General features: G+C 68.7%; 9 protein-coding genes. 4 read left to right on the top strand and 5 right to left on the bottom strand.

The genetic code is table 11. From position 1 onward, the window contains the following. Nucleotides 1–125: 125 nt before the first annotated feature. The gene (locus tag LK06_RS26500; protein WP_052318904.1) at nucleotides 126–962 is read right to left on the bottom strand and encodes a hypothetical protein; all 837 of its coding nucleotides are present in this window, start codon (nucleotides 960–962) and stop codon (nucleotides 126–128) included. Nucleotides 963–1,083: 121 nt separating this feature from the next. Then, complete coding sequence (locus LK06_RS34945; RefSeq protein ID WP_159025341.1) at nucleotides 1,084–10,938, bottom strand: LamG-like jellyroll fold domain-containing protein; 9,855 nt, start codon at nucleotides 10,936–10,938, stop codon at nucleotides 1,084–1,086. 390 nt (nucleotides 10,939–11,328) lie between these two features. Between LK06_RS34945 and LK06_RS26445 the strand changes: the two genes are divergently transcribed. The 3 genes from LK06_RS26445 (at nucleotide 11,329) to LK06_RS26435 (ending at nucleotide 14,874) form a co-directional block, all read left to right on the top strand. Next, nucleotides 11,329–12,459, top strand: a complete 1,131-nt coding sequence (locus LK06_RS26445) for a S8 family serine peptidase (RefSeq protein ID WP_052318905.1) — start codon at nucleotides 11,329–11,331, stop codon at nucleotides 12,457–12,459. Between the two features lie 172 nt (nucleotides 12,460–12,631). Next, a complete protein-coding gene (locus LK06_RS26440; protein WP_039648030.1) occupies nucleotides 12,632–13,156 on the top strand; it encodes a type 1 periplasmic-binding domain-containing protein in 525 nt (174 codons plus the stop codon). 662 nt (nucleotides 13,157–13,818) lie between these two features. After that, the gene (locus LK06_RS26435) at nucleotides 13,819–14,874 is read left to right on the top strand and encodes an alpha/beta hydrolase (RefSeq protein ID WP_078858823.1); all 1,056 of its coding nucleotides are present in this window, start codon (nucleotides 13,819–13,821) and stop codon (nucleotides 14,872–14,874) included. Nucleotides 14,875–15,075: 201 nt separating this feature from the next. On the opposite strand, the gene LK06_RS26430 is transcribed toward LK06_RS26435, so the two are convergent. From LK06_RS26430 to LK06_RS26420, 3 genes are read right to left on the bottom strand one after another with little or no spacing between them, the layout of a single operon-like run. Next, nucleotides 15,076–15,312: a ferredoxin gene (locus LK06_RS26430; protein WP_039648032.1), complete on the bottom strand. Its 237-nt coding sequence runs from the start codon at nucleotides 15,310–15,312 to the stop codon at nucleotides 15,076–15,078. 35 nt (nucleotides 15,313–15,347) lie between these two features. Further along, nucleotides 15,348–15,872, bottom strand: a complete 525-nt coding sequence (locus LK06_RS26425) for an aromatic-ring-hydroxylating dioxygenase subunit beta (protein ID WP_039648034.1) — start codon at nucleotides 15,870–15,872, stop codon at nucleotides 15,348–15,350. Continuing rightward, nucleotides 15,869–17,143: an aromatic ring-hydroxylating oxygenase subunit alpha gene (locus LK06_RS26420; protein ID WP_039648036.1), complete on the bottom strand. Its 1,275-nt coding sequence runs from the start codon at nucleotides 17,141–17,143 to the stop codon at nucleotides 15,869–15,871. The genes LK06_RS26425 and LK06_RS26420 overlap by 4 nt, the downstream gene beginning before the upstream one ends. A 319-nt stretch (nucleotides 17,144–17,462) precedes the next feature. Here LK06_RS26420 and LK06_RS26415 point away from each other — a divergent pair, with 319 nt between their 5' ends. Continuing rightward, nucleotides 17,463–18,122 (top strand): FMN-dependent NADH-azoreductase, encoded by a 660-nt coding sequence (locus LK06_RS26415; RefSeq protein ID WP_039648039.1) that lies wholly within the window; start codon nucleotides 17,463–17,465, stop codon nucleotides 18,120–18,122. Nucleotides 18,123–18,147: the final 25 nt, after the last annotated feature.

The following is an 18,147-nucleotide window of genomic DNA, read 5'->3' as shown; positions in this document are numbered from 1 at the left end:
CGCGTCCCGGCCCGGGTCCGCCGGGGGTTCCACCGCCTTCGCGTGGAGACCGCCCGTCCCGCCGACGTGCCAGACCCTCCAAACCCGACACCTGACGCCCACCCGGCTCGGAGAAACCGCGGCCTTCACCGCCTCGGCGCGCCCCACCATTTCCCGTGGTGGTGATGGACACGATTCCAATCCTCGTCAGAGGCATCGTCGGGCACTGCCACGAGCATCGACTCCGCTGTGTCGCGTACCCAGTTGGCCTGATCGGCCGTCAGCTTTCGACAATCCCACAGCAGCCCGGCCATGTCAGCCGCCAGCGGGTCGTCGGGCTGCGACGGCTCGAGGAGTTCGACGTCAGTGACGGCGGCGAGGTCGCCGGCTCGGATACCGAGAGCGGACGCGAAGCCCGCCACCCGGTCCGGCGTCAGCGGAACGCGCCCCCTCCCGATGCCGCTGATGGTGGAGGGGGCCAGGTACACGCGACCTTCGGTGAGCAGGGCCAGGGTCTTCGCCGCAGCCGTCAAGGAGTGCAGGTTCCGGTTGCCGCACAGTAGGTTGGCGAGCATCGCCCCGCAGCCCGCCTCCTGCTGGTCGTACGCGAAGGGCTGAGCTGACCGACGTCCTTCCAACTCCACTGGCAGCTCATCGACCAGCCGGTGGACGCAGGTTCTCTGGTCCGACGGCAGTGCCATGGTGATCCGGATCAGGTCCGCGACTACGGATCCCGCAGCCGGGTCCCGGGGAGCGAGGGCTTCCGGCACCGGGGTGTTGGCTAGCACGTAGAGATCGGCCACGTGGAAACCTAGCGCGGGGCCGAGGTCCTTGAGCTGCGAAGCCAGCGGCGGCGTGCCCGATGCCATCGAGTGGAGTTCGGTTTCCGAGATGCCGGATGCCGCCGACAACCACGCGATATCCGCCCGGCGGCGTTCCAGAAGCCGGGTCAGAAGCACGCCGAACCCCGGATGACTCGCCACGGTGTCACCTCATGTCCTACATCGAAACGGAATCGACGGCGGGGAGAGCGCGGCTCCCGGAGCCGGTGACCGGACATCATCGCACCGGGGAGCCACGCCTTCGGGCCACACTGCCGTAACGCTAATTTCGCACGGGCCACGGACTCCAGACGGTGTCCTCGTTGACGGTGAGCCCAAAGCCCCGAAGCGCTCGCGCGGCCACGTCGCGCAGCGGCATGTAGTCCGCCTCGTTGTAGGCGGGAGCATAACTACCGGGCTGGTAGTGGCCTGAGCCGTTCGTCATCTCCAGCACGTTTCCTTCCGCATCCGCGGTGAAACCACCAGCGAAGAGCACCGGTTCGTGGTCCGCCAGTGTCGTGTGTCCCGGCCAGTCGGCCTCCGGATCGAAAACGCCCTCCTCGTACAACGACTCGTTCATCGCCAGTACCGAACCGTCCAGCTTCTGCACGAAGATGTGGGTTCCAGCCTCTGTGGCCTGTGCGGACCGGACGATCTGGTCCTCAGGGAGGGAACCCTGGGGGTCGGTGTCGATCTGCGGATGCCGGCCAGGTCGCCAGACGTAGACAGGTTGAGTCGACTCGCCATCCGCGGTGCACGTGCCGTGCCCCAGCGCAGCGGCGCAGCTTTCCCCTGCCTTGCCCGCGGAGCCAGGTTCGTCGGGGGAGGAGGATTCCGGCAGTCCGGTGTTCTCGGTGGTGCTCTCGTGGGTGGGATGGTAGGTGGCTTTGGCGGTTGCCGCTCCTTCGGCCGGGTTTGCCTTGCCCTGGGTGGTGGTGACGGGAGCCTGGTCGGAAGGTCCGTCGCCGGCGGTCTTGGTGCCGTTCTGGGCTGTGCTTCCCTTGCCCGCGGCTTGGCCGGTGGGTCGTTTGCCGGGGTCCTCCCGCAGGCCGTCGTCGGAGTTCGGCGGGGGCGGGCCCGGGTCTTCCTCGCCGCAGATGTCCTCCGACTGGCCGGAGGCAATGACGTTCTGGCTGGAGTAGTCGGCGGCGAGTTCGAACTCCATCGCCTCGGCTTCGGCGAGCGCGTAGGCGTAGGCGTAGGCGTAGCCGTATGCATATGCATATCCGGAACCGCCGTAGCCGCCGTATCCCCCACTGAAGTCGTAGTTGTCGAAATAGTGCTCGTAGTTGTACCTGGCCCAAGCCTCGTGGCCGTCGTCGGTGGCGACATGAGTCCGCCGGTACTCGTAGTTCGCTTCCGCCCAGGCCTCGTGGCCGTCGTCGTAGGAGTAAGTGGGGTGGTGCTGGGCGTGCGACGTGCGGGCGCGGCTGCGGGCCTGGCCGCCGGGGCGGCCGCCGGGGCGTGGTCCCCGGCCGGTGGGGGATCCTGAGCCGGCGCCGGGATTGCAGCTGCTGTGGCCGTCGGGATCGGCCTGGTCCAGCGGGTCGTCGAGGCCGTAGGCGAAGCGGTTGGCTGCGGTGGACGGGAACGGCGCCAGGGTGTAGCTGTCCCGGCTGGTGAAGGTACCGGTGGAGGAGTCGTACCAGCGTGAGCCCGCGTCGACCTGGCCGCTTGCCGGGTCGGTCCACCCGCCCTGGTAGCCGAGATCGTGCTGGGTGCCGGCGGAGGCGGTGCGGTCGCCGAAGGGGGCGTAGGCGGTGGAGCCGGAGAGTGCCGTGCCGGTGGCGGTGAAGGTGCCGGTGAGGTCGTCGTGGCGGTCGGTGAGCGCCAGGGTCGCGGTGCCGCCCTGGTTGATGCCGAGCAGGTCTCCGCCGATGCCGCGACCGTAAGTTTCGCTGCCGTCGCTGACCGGGTCGAGGCCGGTGCCGTCGTAGGCGAAGGTGTGGCTGCCAGCGGTCGCGGTGCGTCCGAGGGCGTCGTAGCTGTAGCTGGTGTTCCCCTGGGAGATCTGCTGGTTGAAGGCGTCGTAGCTGGAGGTGGTGGTGACCGCTCCGGTGGTGGTGGCGGAGAGAGTGCCGCGTGCGGTGCGGGTGTACGTGGTGTCGCCGGCGCTGAGCAGTTGGTCGCGCTGGTCGTAGCTGGCGGTCTGGTCACCAGCACTGGTGCGGTTGCCGTCCGCGTCGTAGCCGTACGACATGGTGGTGGTGCCGTCGTTCCAGCTGGTCAGCCGGCCGGCCTTGTCATAGCTGTAGGTGTTGGACGCGGCTCCGGCAGTGCCTGCGGTGGTCTTGTTCGTGAGGTGTCCATCGGCGTCGTAGCCGTAGGTGACGGATGCCTCGACTGCTCCGGTGGGCGTCTTGAGGGTATCGCCGGTGAGCTGGTGCAGGTGGTCGTAGCTGTAGGCGCGGGTGGCGCCGGAGGCGCCGTAGGTGGCCCCGGTCCGCTGGCCGAGGGTGTTGTAGGCGTAGGTGATGCGTGTGCCGGTGGCCGGGTCTGTGGCGGCGGTCAGTTGGCCATCGGCGTCGTAGGCGAAGGCGGCGGTGCCTGCGGCATCGGTGCGGGAGGTGAGCCGGCCGCTGGTGTCGTAGTTGTAGGAGCTGTCGCCGGAGGGGCCGGAGGCGGTGAGCCTCAGGCCGCGGTCGTCGTAGGTGTAGCTGTCGGCGCCACCGGGGGCGCTCACGGAGGTGAGCCGGCCGGCGAGGTCGTAGCCGAAGGTCCGAGTGGCCGCTGCGGCTTCGGCTCCGTTGCCGGTCTCGGTGGTGAGCCTGCCGAGCGCGTCGTAGGTGTACGTCTGGGTGACGTCGCCGGGCTGGGTGTACCTGACCGGTCGGCCGTCGGCGTCGTAGGCGGTGGTGAAGCTGCGCTGCCCGGGGTCGGGGTAGGCCGTGGTCGGGGGTTCCACGGTGGATTCCGGCAGGCCGAGGGTGTTGTAGGTGTACACGGTGGCGTTGCCTTTGCCGCTGGTGTAGCGGGTTCGGTTGCCGGCCGCGTCATAGCCGAAGGTGGTGGTGATGGAGGTGGTGGCGGAGACCGGTTCGGTCTGCGAGGTCAGCTGGTCCAGGGCGTCGTAGGTGAAGTGGGTGGTGTCACCGTTGGCGTCGGTGGCCGTGATGGCGTTTCCGGCCGGATCGACGGTCCAGGCGCTGGTGCGCAGCGTCTTTCCCGTGGCGTCCAGGTCGCTGCTGGAGATCAGATAGCCGGCCGGGTCGTAGCTGCTGGTCTCTGCCGTTCCGTCGGGGTGCGTCGTTCTGGTGGGGCGTCCGTCGAGGTCGTAGGAGAAGTCGGTCTCCCGCCCGAGCGGATCGGTCATCGAGGTGGTGCGGCCTGCCGGGTCGACGGAGTAGTCGGTCTCGTTGCCCGCAGGGTCGGTGACCGAGCTGAGGTGTTGGAGCTCGTCGTACGCGTAGTGGGTGGTGAGGGTCTGGGGGGTGGGGCCGCGGACCAGCTGGGTGGAGGTGAGCGGGTTGCCGAACTGGTCGTAGGTGCTCTGGGTCTGGGCGCCGGTCGGGTCGGTGGCAGACAGCTGCTCGCCGTCGGCGTCGTAGCTGAACTGCCAGACGGGGGCCGTGCCGGCGACCTGGGGGCCGGTGACCTCGGTGAGGTTTCCGAGCTGGTCCCAGGTGGGTTCGGTCGTGGCACCGGTGGGGTCGGTGACGGCGGTGACGCGGCCGAGGGGGTCGAAGGTCCGGGTCAGGGTGGGGGTGATGGGGGTGGTGGTGCCGGGTGCGGAGTAGCGGGGCTGGGAGACGGCGGTCTGCTGGCCGGCGTCGTCGTAGGTGTAGGTGGTGATGTTGCCGTCGGGGTCGTCGCTGGAGGTGACGTCGCCGAAGGTGTCGTAGCCGGTGAGGGTGATCGGGTGGACCGCCTGGGGCGCGGCGCCGTCGCTCTCGGCCTCGACCGACGGTTCGGTGATGGACACCTGCTGTCCGGCTTCGTCATAGCCGTAGTGCGTGGTGTAGGCGGCGGCGTCGGCGCCCGTGACGTTGCCGCGCGGGTCGGTCTCGGTCAGCTGCAGGCCGCGCTGGTCGTAGGTCCAGGCGGTGGTGAGGGTGTCGGAGCCGCTGTGCACCTGCTGCGAGAGGAGGTTCCCAGAGGTGTCGTGGTGGAAGTCGGTCTGCTCGGTGGTGGTGCCGTCGCTGCGGGTACGGCCGGCGATGTTGCCGTCGGCATCGTAGGCGTAGGAATCGGTGACCCCGTCCGGGCCCTCAACCTGGGTGGTGTAGCCGTCGGCGTCCACCGTGTACGAGGTGTTGATGCCGGTCTGGAACGGTCCGTTGAAGCCGTAGCGGATCTGGTGGGTCAGGTGGCCTGCCGGATCCCAACCGTTGCGGAGCACCGGGATGCCGTCGTCGGTGTCGATCTCCGTGAGGAGGTAGTCGCGGGTCCAGCCGTAGTCGAGGGTGCGGCCCATCGCGTCGGTGCGGGAGGAGAGTGCGCCGGCAGGGTCGTAGGCGTCGGATTCCAGCACCAGGTCCTTGGGGGTACCGGGGGACGCGGGGTCACCGGTCCATCCCTTGAGGGTGGTGGTGGCGAGGTGGTGGGTGGCGGTGTAGCGGTAGCTGTAGACGTTGCCGGCCGGGTCGGTCCTCGTGGTCTCCTGGCCGAAGTCGTCGTAGCCGTAAGAGGTGGTGCGGTTGAGCGGGTCGGTGGTCGACTTGGGCCGGTCGTGGTCGTCGTAGGTGCTGCTGGTGGTGCGGGTGCTGTCGCCGCCGGTCGTGTCGGAGACGGCTGTGGTCAGCAGGTCGCCGTCGTCGTCGTAGGTGTAGGCGGTGCGGGGGGTGTGGACGGTGCCGGTGACCGCGTCGGTGGTCGCGGGTCCGTTGGTGGTGAGGATGCGGCCGTTCTGGTCGTAGGCGGTGGTGGAGGTGATGCCCGCCGGGTAGCTGTCGGAGTACTGGGTCCGGCTGGTCTCCCGGCCGACGCCGTCGTAGCTGTAGGTGGTGCGCAGCCCTGAGGGAAGGGTCAACTCTGCGAGGTCGCCGGCGCTGTCGTAGCCGTAGCGGGTGATGCCGCCGCCGGCTGCGGTGGTGGCTGCCAGCAGCCCCGGTGGTTCGGTGCCGCCACCGACCGCGGTCTCGGTTCCGGTGGTGTAGGTGTGCTTGATGGTGCGGCCGTCCACGGTGTCGGCGGTCGGCGGTGCGGTGCTGGTCAGGAGGTCGCCGGTGGCGGAGTAGGTGTAGGTGGTGGTGTAGGTGGTGTCCGACGGGCCGGAGGAGCGCGCATCCGAGGCCGAGAGCGGCTCGTCGGTGCGCGGGTCGGTGGCCGGGTAGGTGCCGTCGGCGGGGTAGGTGCGGTAGGTGGTGCGGCCGTTCTTCGATTCGGACACCACGTCGCCACGGGTGTTGTGTCCGGTGACCACCTGGTTGTCGTCGGGGTCGGTGGTCGTGTGCAGGAAACCGGCGGTGTCGTAGGTGTAGTGGGTGGTGTGGCCGAGTGCATCCGCGGAGGCGGTCATCCGCCCGGAGTGCGTGGGGTCGTAGGTGTAGGCGAGCTGGTGACCGGCCGGGTCGGTGACCTTGACGCTGGTGGCGGGGAGGGCCGAGCCGGAGGCGGCGGCGCGAGCGGCGTAGTCCTCGGCGACCTGGTCCGCGGTGAGGCCGGGGCTGTAGAAGGCGACCTGGGACAGGGAGCCGTTGAAGTGACCTTGGTGGTCGGTTGGCTGGGCGGGCCAGTTGCCGGCGATGTACCCGGCGCCGAGGTACAGGTAGAAGTAACTGAGATCGTTCCAGCCTCCGCCGCTGCGGTCGTCGGCTCGTGTTCCGTCCAGGTACAGCTGCTGCCCGTCGTCGCCCATGGTCATCACGACCTGGTGCCATGTGCCGTCGTCGACCTTGGCGCCGGACTGCATCGGGGAGATCTGGCCGTCGCTCCACTGCCCGTACAGCTTGCCGTCGCTCCCCACGTAGATCAGGGAGGAGGTGGCGGGATCCGCGGTCGTGGTGCCGAGGGCGTCTTGCTGGCCGCCGAAGAGCACGCCGCTGTGGGTGGTCTTGAACCAGAGCTCGGCGCTGAACTCCGACTCGTCCTCCAGTTCCGCCAGGCGCTGCCCGTCGGCGAGGCTGACATAGGAGGTGGAGCCGTTGAACGCGGCTGCCTTGTCCGTCAGCCCCGGGAACATGCCGGCTGAGCCCAACGTGACGTCGTGGTAGACGCCGTTGCCGTCGGGGAAGTACCAGCCGACGTGCTGCTTGTAGATTTGGTTGACGGCGTCTGTACCGGACGTGTCGTCGAGCGGCCACAGGTCGGTCGGCCCATGGGAGAGGACAGCACCGCGGTAGGAGGAGCTGGAGCCGCTCACCGTGGGCGTCCCGAGCTTCCAGGCGCCTCCGTCGGCGTCGGTCACCTGTGTCGCCCGGTCGGTGGCGGCGTCATAGGCCACCTGCAGGGCGGACTTGCCGGACGGCAGGGTGATCCCGGTGAGTTCCTGGGCGGCTCGGTTCCCCGTGGCGTACTGCTCCTGAACGGCCGGGCTGCCGAGCGCGTGGGAGTAGAAGGCGACCTCGGCGATGGAGCCGCGGAAATAGCTGACCTCCGCCGGCGCGTCGATCCAGTACTTGGCGTAGCCGGCGCCGATGTAGGTGAGGGTGTTGGACTGGTCGTTGGGGGCGCCGGAGAACGTGGCCTGCTTCGTACCGTCCAGGTATAGCGTCTGGGTGGTGCCGTCGGAGCTGAGCACAACGTGGTGCCAGGCGTTGTCGGTCACCGTGCCGGCCGAGCCGAAAGCGGCACTGCCGGAGCCGCTGACGCTCCACCAGTGGCCGTGCACCTTGTCGTCGGAGCCCACGTACAGGACCGGGTCCCAGGAACCGGACGCGGTGGAGGTGCCGTCGATGGCCACCGACTGGTCGCCGATCAGCACGCCCGGTGCGGAGGTCTTGAACCACAGGCTCACCGCCCGACTTGTTCCATGGTGCAGCAGACCGGCCGGTACCGTGACGTGCCCGCTGGAGCCGTCGAACGTGGCGGCTGTGGTCGGCGAGCCGGGCAGCGGGCCGGCCGTGCCGAGGGTCACACCGCGGTGGTAGGTGCCCTTGTCGGTGCCCTCGTTGACCAGGACCTGGCTGGCAGCCGTGGTGCCGGAGCTCTCGCCCAGGCGCCAGTAGGCCTCGGGGGCGGCGTCGATCACCGACGAGCGGTAGTGCGAGCCGGAGGCGGCACCACTGGTGTAGCTGTAGCGGGTGCAGGCGGTGCTGGAGGCGGGTGGGCACACCGTCGTCAGGTCGTCGCCGTCGTAGGCGTAGTGCCAGATCTGGGCGGTCGACGGGTGCTGCCCGTCGGCGGCGTCAGTGGCGACCTGGACGACGTGACGGTGTCCGGAGTCCCAGGTGAGGTGGAGCGCCCGACCGCTGGAGTCGCTGGTGACCGTGGTCAGCGTTCCGTCGGCCGCGTACTCGAGAGTCTCGGAGCGGCCGTTGCGATCGGTCGCCTTGGTCAGCTGCCACCGTGAGCCCGACTGCCGCCCGAAGAGGTAGCTGGTGCCGGACTTGGCGACCATGCTGTATCCGCCGCCGCCTATCGTCTTCAGGGTGGCGAACTGGCCCTGGGGCGGGGTGTAACTGCCGTCACTGTTGCGGCCGAAGCGAACAGTCTGGCCGTTCGGGTAGGTCACCACCACGCTGCCGGAGCCGTCGCTGTCCGGTGCGATCGACATGTCGTAGGCAGTCGACCAGCCCGCGCCGAACAAGGTGGTGGTGCGTGGGTCGAGCGAGTTGTAGGAACGGGTCACGGACAGCGGCGGACCCACCACGTTGACGTGGGCGTCCTGCGACGTGGTGGTGTAGTCCCCCACCTGAGGGTCGAAGTTCCGCACACCCGGTCCGCCGGCCCGGTCGCCGAGGTGAGAGGTGATCAGTGGCTGGGGGACGGCGGTGGAGAAGTAACTGTCGTCGGAGAAGGCGCTATCACCCAGCGTGTCGCTGGCCATCACGGTCCAGTAGTACGTCTGGTTCCAGTCCAGCTTCCCGGCGGGGACGGTCCAGATCCGCGACGAGGTCCACCCGGAGGTGGCCACCTCGTCGGTGGTGTTCTCTGTGCGCTGGTAGACCTCGAAGTTGTACTGCAGACCCGTGCCGGGATAGTTGTCCGGGTCGTGTCCGCTGGCGTACAGCTGAGGTGTGATGGTGCCCAGCGTCACATCGGAGGCAGGTGCCGCCTTATCTATCTGCGGGGGTGTGTTCTCGGAGTTGATGAGCTGGCAGGGGGCGGTCGGTACGGCGTAGCTCGTGTTGAAGGACGTGGTGCCGTTGAGGGACATGTCCCAGCACACGTAGTACTGGCCCGGCGGGAGCGCGCCGATGGTCCCGGTGATCGTGGTGGAGGCGTTGGAAGCGACGCTCGCGGTCAGGGCGGTCTTGGCGGGGGTGGCGCTCACCGAACCCCAACGGTTGGTGTAGATCTTGTAGCTGAGTTTCATGTTGGACGTGGTCCAACTGGCGGTGCCACGGTTGGTGACGGTGACCTTCTGCGAGCCGGGCTGGCTGGCCGTCGGCTCGGTGTAGCTGGAGCTCACCGAGTAGTCCGCGCCGTACGGGCTGTAGGTGATCGACAGGTACGGCGGGTAGGAGGAGTTCACCGAGGCGAACTGCTTCCAGGCGGCCACCACAGAGGTGTTGGCGGTCACGGCCAGACCGCGGTTGGTACCGCCGTGCGCCCATCCCTCGACCAACTTGGTACCTGCGGCTGAGGGGTTGTCCCCGAGGTCGATGCCTTCCCACTTGGCGCCACCGCAGCTCGACCCGGCATGGAAACTGGCCGTGCCAATCGTGTGCCCGTAGGACAGGCCCGGGTACGAGTCGATGGAGGTGACGTTCCAGGAACTCGTGATGGGGTGGACGTAGACCGGCTCGTCGGTACAGCCGCCCGACCAGATGTTGTCCAGGTAGAGAGAGACCTTCTCGATGTAGTCGTTCTTGAAGGCACTGCCGACCGGGAACAGCAGGTAGGTGTTGGCCTTGTGGATGCCGTTGTCGTACGACCCGACGTGCAGCTTGGCGGAGGTGGCGTTGTTGTTGCTGTACCCGGTCTCCACATAGGTGCTGGAACCGGCGTTCTTGTTCGTCGTGGTGGGATCCACCGTCACGGGGAACCGGCGGGCAGGGTCGTGCAGCCAGGCGCTGTCGAGCGTCATCCGCAGGGCCGGGGCCCCGTCCACGCTCACCAGGCGATAGGTGACGCCGTCGGACCTGGCGCCCTCCCCGGAGACCGCATCCAGCGCCGAGTCCTCCATGAAGCCGCGCGGCATCGTCTCACGCACCGTGCCGTCGGAGTCGGTGAACCGGACACTGCCGTCCGGGGCGAGTGCGGGAGTGAGCCCGGTCAACTGCAGTGGATAGGTCCAGGTGGTGGGTGCCGAGGCGCTGTGCAGGACCAGCGACTCCTTCACCGCTCCTGCCTCGGCTGCGAACACGACATCGGCGTCGGGCCGGGCGGAAGGATAGGTCAGCGTGTTCCCGGCGGCCTTCGCCCGGACGGGGGCCGAGTCCGCGAGCGAGAAGGCGATCCGGTGGCCGGCGTCCGGACCATAGGAGACGAGCACCCCATCGTCGGCCGTGGCGGCGAACTCGGCATTCGGCGCGTCGGCCCGCTCATGCCAGCGGCCCCCGCTGGACACCAGCGAGGTGTCGATGTCCGCCCAGGACCCGTCGGGCTTGCGGTAGTGCACGGGGCGGCTGTAGACGCGAGCGGTGAGGGTGCCGTCGGGGTTCCGGAACACCGAGGTGCTGGCACCACGTTCACCAGGCAACTCCGTGCCCGAGGGGTTCGCCCCGGCCGCCCCGACCGTGTGACTGCCGTCACCGGGCACACCCGCGGGAGCGGTGAGCGGCTCGCCCGACTTCCGGATCCGCTGCTTCGCCGCCGGAAGCCGTCGCACCCGTGCGACCTTGGCCGTCTTGCCGGAGAAGGACACACGGGGCTTTCCGCCGGAGTGCGAAAGCGGCTGCTCGGGCAGTTCGTCGCGGCCCGGCCGGTGACCCCGACGACCACTGGTGGCTGCCGAGGCACCGGTCGCGTGCGGCAGGCCGCGCGCCGAACCCTGGTGCTGCCGGGGAGGTGCAGGGAGCGCGGCGGCTGCCGACAGCCGGGCAGTGAGTGCGCCAGCCGGGGTCACCCCGGAGACGAACAGCACCGCACACACGGCTAGAATGGCCGCCCATCGCCGTCCGCTCGATGGCGAAACTCTGGGCCACCGCGAGCGCCCGGCCCGCAGAAAGGCACGACCGGACAAGAATGATCGCATGGCTGTCCCCCGTGGCAGGCTTCGATCGAGTCCCGCGACCGGGACCCGCCAGAACGTAACCAGGCGGGCGCGAAACCGTAAAGGATCACCTGCGAAGGTGATGCACCGTTCACCCTTGAGTGTTCATGTTCAACCGATTCCTCCGCCAAGGATTTTGCCTCTGCCTTGCCGACGATCAGGCCGGGCTTGCAGCCCGAAGGGGACGTGCCGAAGGGGCTGTTGAGTAGCATCGGGCCTGACTCACACCCGGGCCGTCCGGGGACAGCCAGGAAGAGGAGGGGCCCTCTCATGACCCGAACGTCCGGCGAGTCACGGCTCCCGCGCGCCGCGGTGCGTGCTGCGGCCCTCCTGACGGCTGCCGCGATTCCCATGCTTGCCGCCGTTCCCGCGTCGGGCCTTGACATCCGCGGATCGGAATGGCCGTTGAACCGCGGCCACCTGGCAGCCGACCGGATCTGGCCCACCAGCCGGGGAAAGGGGGTGACGGTTGCCGTCGTGGACACCGGCGTCCAGGCCAACCACCCGGACCTCGTGGGACGCGTACTGCCGGGTGCCGACTTCACCGGTGACACCGCCGATGGACGCACCGACACCGCGACCGTCTCGCACGGCACGGCCATCGCCGGGATCATCGCGGGCACAGGTGCCTCCCACGACGGCAGGGGCATGACCGGGCTCGCCCCACAAGCGCGGATCCTCCCGGTCCGCGTGAGTGAACAGGGCGTCGTCGCGAGCCAGTTGCTCGCTGACGGCATCACCTACGCGGCGGACCACCAAGCGAAGGTCATCAACGTGTCGATCGGCTCATCAATCGACTACCCGGCCGTACGGGCGGCTGTGGCGCACGCCCAGGCCCGCGGCGCACTGGTCGTGGCCTCCGCCGGGAACGACGGCACCAGCGGCAACCCCATCCAGTACCCCGCGGCCCTCCCCGGCGTTGTCGCCGTGTCCGGCGTCGACTCCAAGGGCGGCTTCTGGCCGCACAGCGAGCACGGTCCCGACATCGCGCTCGCGGCTCCCGCGGTGGGTATCTACTCGACCAACGACCAAGGTGAGTACGTGAAGGCGGACGGGACCAGCTATGCCGCCGCCTACGTCTCGGCCACAGCCGCCCTGCTCTGGGCGCGGCGACCCGAACTGACGGCAGGACAGGTGGTCAGCCTCTTGATCAATACCGCACAGCGCCGCACCAGCGAGGCCCGTGACCAACGCTACGGCTACGGCATCGTGGACCCGCGTCGGGCCCTTGCTGCCGCCGCGCCGACCGCAGTCTCCAATCCTCTGATGACCGCACCACCCGCAGCGGACCCGTCCGGCGGGGTGGCCTCAGCCGTGTGGCCCGCCTCGGCCGCAGTTGGCGCCGTAATGCTGCTCGCCGCCGCCTATGCGCTGCGCAGACGGCGGACCCCTCAAAACTGACAAGCTTCCCCCTGAACACTATCCGCAGCGAAGCCGACCGAGGAGTGGGCCCGGCCTCCGGGGAGCTCACTGGCCCCCAGTATGCGAAGAGGCCCCTCAAGTCAGACCGGCTCGCGCCCGGCGCTGTAGCCCCCACGCACAGCCCTACCCCGCCAAGACCAGGACGCATCTCATGAGGACCGAGTACCGCCAACTGCTGCTCCGCTACGTTCTGCCAGCAGTCCTCCTCGGTGCCGTGGCGGCAGCAGTACTGGTGCTGCTGCCCGACTCCGGCAACACTACGTCGACACAGGCGCCAGCGGCACAGAACATCTCCGGCCGACCGCGGGTGTGTCTCCTTCAGACCGACACACACAGCACCTCGGACCGGACGACGGAGCAACAGGTGTGGTCAGCGCTGCAGAGGGTGACGCCGAGCGGCCGGGTCAACCTGCAACGCCTGTCCGCAGGCTCCGCGACCGGCCGCCAGCTCGCCCCCTACCTCAACAGCCTGGTGGCGCGGCACTGCCGACTGATCATCGCGGTCGGTCGACCGCTGGCCGAGCCCGTGAAGCACAACTCCGCACAGCATCCGCATCAGCGGTACGCCCTAGTCGCCGCAGCAACAGGAACCCGCCGCGTAGCAGCAATCCCCCCTACAAGCTCAGGCTTGGACAAGCAGCTGGCAGCCGTGCTGACTGACGTTGTGCCGATGTGATGAACAACCTTCCAGCGGGTCCCTACGAAGCGGGGAACCGGGCCCGGGCTGCACTCACCACTACCACCCGGCCACAGCGGATTTCGCGCCGCAAGAGCCCGGTGGGGATGCTCCGCACGGTGAGGAGGAAGCCTCCTTCACCGCACACTGCCGCATGACCACCGTCGCGGCGCTGAGTGACGAATGGTGCGTGAAGCGGTGCGGTCCCGCCGCGTAAAGCACCCGAACCGACCGGTACGGCTCCGGACCCACGCCCGCGGGCGAATGGCACGGCGCCGAGTCCGGTCCGTGCACGCGATCGGCAGCACAGACCACCGGAAGCGGGCGCCTCGGTATTCCCGCGGGTGGAAACCTGATGGCGGGGAAGGGTATACCGGCACGACATCGGGGGGTTATGCTCGCGCCGTATCACCGGCCCAATTGCGGTCGGCCGGGGGGAGAATCACCGCGTGCGTGGCCGCTTTCGCCCATTTCTGACCGCAAGCGGAACCGCGCAGCGCCACGGGACTTTGCGCTGCCGCCGGGACTCGACGCAGGACACAGATTTCCGGGGTTCTCCTCGCTTTCTCCCCACGGGGAACGGCGATAACGGCAATGGCCGATCGACCCCATCGGAACCTGCCACCCATCACCACAGAATTGACGAAGCGAGGGCGAACTTGATGAAGAAGCGGACTGTCTCCGCATTACGGAACGTCGCGGCGGTGTGCGCCGCGGTGACGCTCTTCTCGGCCGGCGTCGCGGGTTCCGCTCCCGCCGCCGAACTCACCACCCCGGTCTGCCAGGCCACCACCGTCGACGTCCCCCTGGGCTCGGGGACCGGACACATGTGGGGCGAGTTGTGCCGCCCGGCCGGCTGGCGGCCCAGCACTGTGGTGACGATGGTGCATGGCGCGACCTACAACCATAACTACTGGGACTTTCCCTACAAACCAGACACTTACTCATTCAGTCGGATGCTGAACCGGGCCGGGTACGCCACCTTCGTCGTCGACCGGCTCGGCACCGGTGACAGCACCGTCCCGCCCAGCTCCCAGTTGAACCTGACCGTCGAGGCCGGCCACATGCACAAGGTCGTACAGGACCTGCGGGCCGGCCGAATAGGCGGCACCAGGTTCAGCAAGGTGGTGATGGCCGGTTACTCCCTCGGCTCCGCGGTGTCGGAGATCGAGGCATCGACGTTCCACGACGTCGACGCACTGCTGATCACCGCCTTGGGTCACTACAACAACCCGGCGGGCACACAGGCGATCATCGCGAACGGGCAGGATCCGAACACCGACCCCGTGCTCGGCGGCCGGCACCGGTACGACGCCGGCTACGCCACCACCAAGCCGGGCAGCCGCGAGACCGTCTTCTACGCCGACCAGCCGATGGACTGGGGTGTGCTCGTCACGGACGAACTCACCAAGGACGCCAACGTCTTCAGCGAGGCGAGCGATCCACTCATCACCGATCCCTCGGTCAGCAAGGCGATCGACGTCCCGGTCATGTTCGCCCTCGGCGACCACGACCCGCTGATGTGCGGTGACGGTTACGAGGACTGCACGTCGACGGCGGCCCTGCGCGCTCAGGAGGCACCGTTCTGGAGCTCCGCACCCAGCTTCGACGCGTTCCTGCTCCCGAACGCCGGACACGGGCTGAACCTCGCGCCGAACACCGGCGTCTACCAGCGGGCGGTCAGGTCCTGGCTGGATCGGGTCGTCGGACGGTGCTGACAGCTTTTCGGCTCCCGGATCGCGAGGAGGGTCATCGCTGACCCGCAGCCTTCGAGTACCGCGCCTCGGGGCACCGGGCTCGAAGGCTCCGGTGTCGGGCGCGGTGCCGAACGCACAAGCCCGATGGCACGGGTGCGGGTGCCATCGGGCAGGACACGGCCTCGCCGGTGTCGAGCGGAGACCGGGCGGCCGGGCGGCCACTCACCCCGTCGGCTCGTCTCCGTCCGGGCCCGGTGGCTGATCCTTGAACAGGAACACCGCATGGGCCGGGCAGGCCCGCGCCGCTTCGCGTACGGAATCGGTCAATTCGGGTCCGGGCTCGGGCCGCAGCACCTCGGCGACCTCCGCGACCTCGCTCATCCGGAAGACCTCGGGAGCTGCGTCCACGCAGAGGCCGTACCCCGCGCAACGGGTCAGATCCACCTCGACGGACGCCACCCGGCTCTTCCCGCCCGGCTCCCGGTGCGGTGGCATCAGAGCAGCACGCCCATGTTGCCGGGCAGGGTCTCGGCGTCGAGGACGACCCGGTGCTCGGCGAAGCGGAGTCCGTCGTCCGTCCGGGCGAGAAGGTCGTCGTACCGGCCGCAGACGTGGAAGCGGGACGGCTCGGAGCGGTCGGAGACGTACAGGACGACATATGCCTCGGCCTTGATCCGGCCGTCCTCGGTCTCCCGGGCGCGCACGTTGGTGACGGTGTGCAGGGTCCGGGTCGGGTTGTGGCGCAGATAGCCGTTCATGTAGGCGGCGCGCTCCTTCAGAGCGCCCAGGCCCCGGTCCGTGTACCACCACATGCCGGTCGTCGAGACGTTGTTGTACGTGCCGACGGCGTACAGCCCGGTGTCGAGGAACCGGTCGACCCAGTCGTTGGGACGCTTGTCGTCCATCGTCAAGGCGTAGGACACGTAATGGTCCTCGACCTCGCTACGCAGGCCGGGTGAGGTCGTGATCGCTGTGGGCACGGTGGCGTCGCGCCTTCCTTCCGTCGTCGGGCTGCTCACGACTCGTCCTGGAGGTACTGCTGGTAGACCCGGAAGAACTCGCGCTGCGAGTACTCGTCCCTGACATCGGCGCCCTCGCCGCCCCGGCCGGGTGCGACCCCGCGGGTGAAGAGGTTGTACCGGCCACCCTCTCCGCGCACTCCGATCTGGCAGCGGGTGGCTGCCTCGGTGTCGTCGCAGCTGAGCTTGCCCCACGAACCCTGGGTGTCGGCGAGGTTCTCCAGCAGCTCCTGCCGCGTCGCCTCGTCGTCCTCGATGTCTGAGTAGACGGTGATGTCGACCCGGGCGCGATCGACGCCGAGCGGGGTGACCGTCTGGATGTACCCCGCCTTCATACCGCGCGGCGTGTCCTTGGGGCCGGGCTGGATGTCGAGGTTGGGGAAGAGCGCGAGCACTTCCTGCCGGATCTCCGGCGGTTCGGCGCCCTCGAACCCCTCGGGCGGGCCGGGCGGCCCCTGGGCGAGCATGCTGTTCCAGCCGACCGGCATGGTGCCGTCCGAGAAGTCCACTCCGCTGAAGCGCTGCAGGGCGCGGGCGTACTTCGGCGGGTCGAGGGGAGGGAAGGCCCACTGGAGGACCGAGTGCCCGGGCGCCGCGCCCCAGTTCCAGCCACGTGCGGCGGTGCCGGCCAGCAGGTCGCGGATGCTGCGGTGGGTGAATTCGGCGTGGTAGTCGTCACGGAAGTTCTCGTGCCAGAACTTCCAGTTGCCCTGGTAGATCCAGCTGTTGCGGCCGATCGGCTCGATGCCCTGCACATACGGCGCGAGGTAGTCGGTCATCTCGCCGAGGAAGTCGGTGAGTGACGGCACCCTCGGACGCAGCGCGACGAAGACCAGGTCGTGGAAGGTGTCGCAGTGCACCGGCTTCAGGCCGTGCGCACCACGGTCGAAGTCCTGTCCGTAGCCCTCCTCGTAGGGCACCCCGACGAGGTCGCCCTTCAGATTGAACGCCCAGGCGTGGTACATGCACTTGAGTACCTGGCCCTGGTTGCCGCACCGCTCGCCGGTCAGGATCGCGCCGCGGTGGGTGCAGGCGTTGTGGAAGGCGCGGATCTCCCCGCCATTGTCCCGCACCACGAGCACCGGCTGGTCGGCGATGGAAACCGTGAAGTAGTCGCCGGGCTTTTTCAGATCACGGGTCGTGCAGGCATAATTCCAAGTCCGGGTGAATATCCTCTCTTTCTCCAACGCGAAGATCTTCTCGCTTGTGTAGATGTCCCGGTCCACCACCCCCGTGGCGAGATCGGTGTGCAAATCCGGGCTCAACTTCATGCTGCAACCTCCATATGGGCACATGAATGCCGGCATGCCCGCACAAGATGAGTGATGATTGTGGCAACCGTGTGAGTTCAACGTCAATGATCAGCGAAGCGCCGGCCCGCTTGTCCGACTGGGGAGAATTCCCAGTCGGACATACCCTTGGGCCGTCCCGCCGTCATTGACAGGCATCGGATTCCCGAAGATTCTCGGACAGGGCATCGGCCTGCGCAGGAAAACACCGGTCGACCGCCTCCAGCCGCTCGAGAGCGCCGCAGGCGGGGGCGCTGATGTTCCCGGCACGCCCGCACACACCCGACCTCCGGAGTTCGTGATGTCTCTCTTCCGGCTGGACACCAGCATCCTCGGCACCCGATCCAGCACCGTCGCGCTCGCCGACCTCGTGGAACAGGAGTGGCGCGCTGCGACCCCGGGCGCGCCGGTGGTCCGGCGCCACCTCGGTGAGACCCCGCTGCCACCGACCGCCTGGTCCGCTGCGGTGTCGACCCGGTTCACTCCCCCGGACCGGCACACTCCCGAGCAGCGGGACGCCCTGGTGCTGGCCGCGGCGCTCACCGACGAACTGGTCGCCGCCGACGCCGTGCTCTGTGCGGCGCCGCTGTACAACTTCGGCGTCTCCCAGCATCTGAAGGCCTGGGTGGACCTGGTGCTCACCGATCCGCGAATGGCCCCGGGCGGGGACAAACCGCTGACGGGCAGGCCGGCGGTGCTGGTGACCGCCCGGGGCGGCGCCTACGGGCCGGGGACCCCGCGGGACGGCTGGGACCACGCCATCGGCTGGATGCGCCGTATTTTCAGCGATGTCTGGGATCTCGAACTTACCGTTGTGGAAAGGGAGTTGACCCTTGTCGGGGTCGATCCGGCGCTGGACCGGTTCACCGAGTTGGCCGCGCGCACCCGGATCGCCGCCGAGGAGCAGGCCTGCGCGGCGGGCCGCAACCTCGCCCTGCGCGAGAGAGCTTCCCTCGGCTGAGCCGCAATTCCCGCCCACCGCCCGA

It is taken from the genome of Streptomyces pluripotens, assembly GCF_000802245.2.
GTDB lineage: Bacteria > Actinomycetota > Actinomycetes > Streptomycetales > Streptomycetaceae > Streptomyces > Streptomyces pluripotens.
Note: the sequence above shows the minus strand (reverse complement) of the source record. Positions and strands in the feature narration are given on the sequence as shown.

Bases quoted from the DNA above. Each gene is read 5' to 3' on its own strand.
- LK06_RS26445 (WP_052318905.1), top strand. From the start codon at position 11,329: ATGACCCGAACGTCCGGCGAGTCACGGCTCCCGCGCGCCGCGGTGCGT.
- LK06_RS26415 (WP_039648039.1), top strand. From the start codon at position 17,463: ATGTCTCTCTTCCGGCTGGACACCAGCATCCTCGGCACCCGATCCAGC.
- LK06_RS26435 (WP_078858823.1), top strand. From the start codon at position 13,819: ATGAAGAAGCGGACTGTCTCCGCATTACGGAACGTCGCGGCGGTGTGC.
- LK06_RS26440 (WP_039648030.1), top strand. From the start codon at position 12,632: ATGAGGACCGAGTACCGCCAACTGCTGCTCCGCTACGTTCTGCCAGCA.
- LK06_RS26420 (WP_039648036.1), bottom strand. From the start codon at position 17,143: ATGAAGTTGAGCCCGGATTTGCACACCGATCTCGCCACGGGGGTGGTG.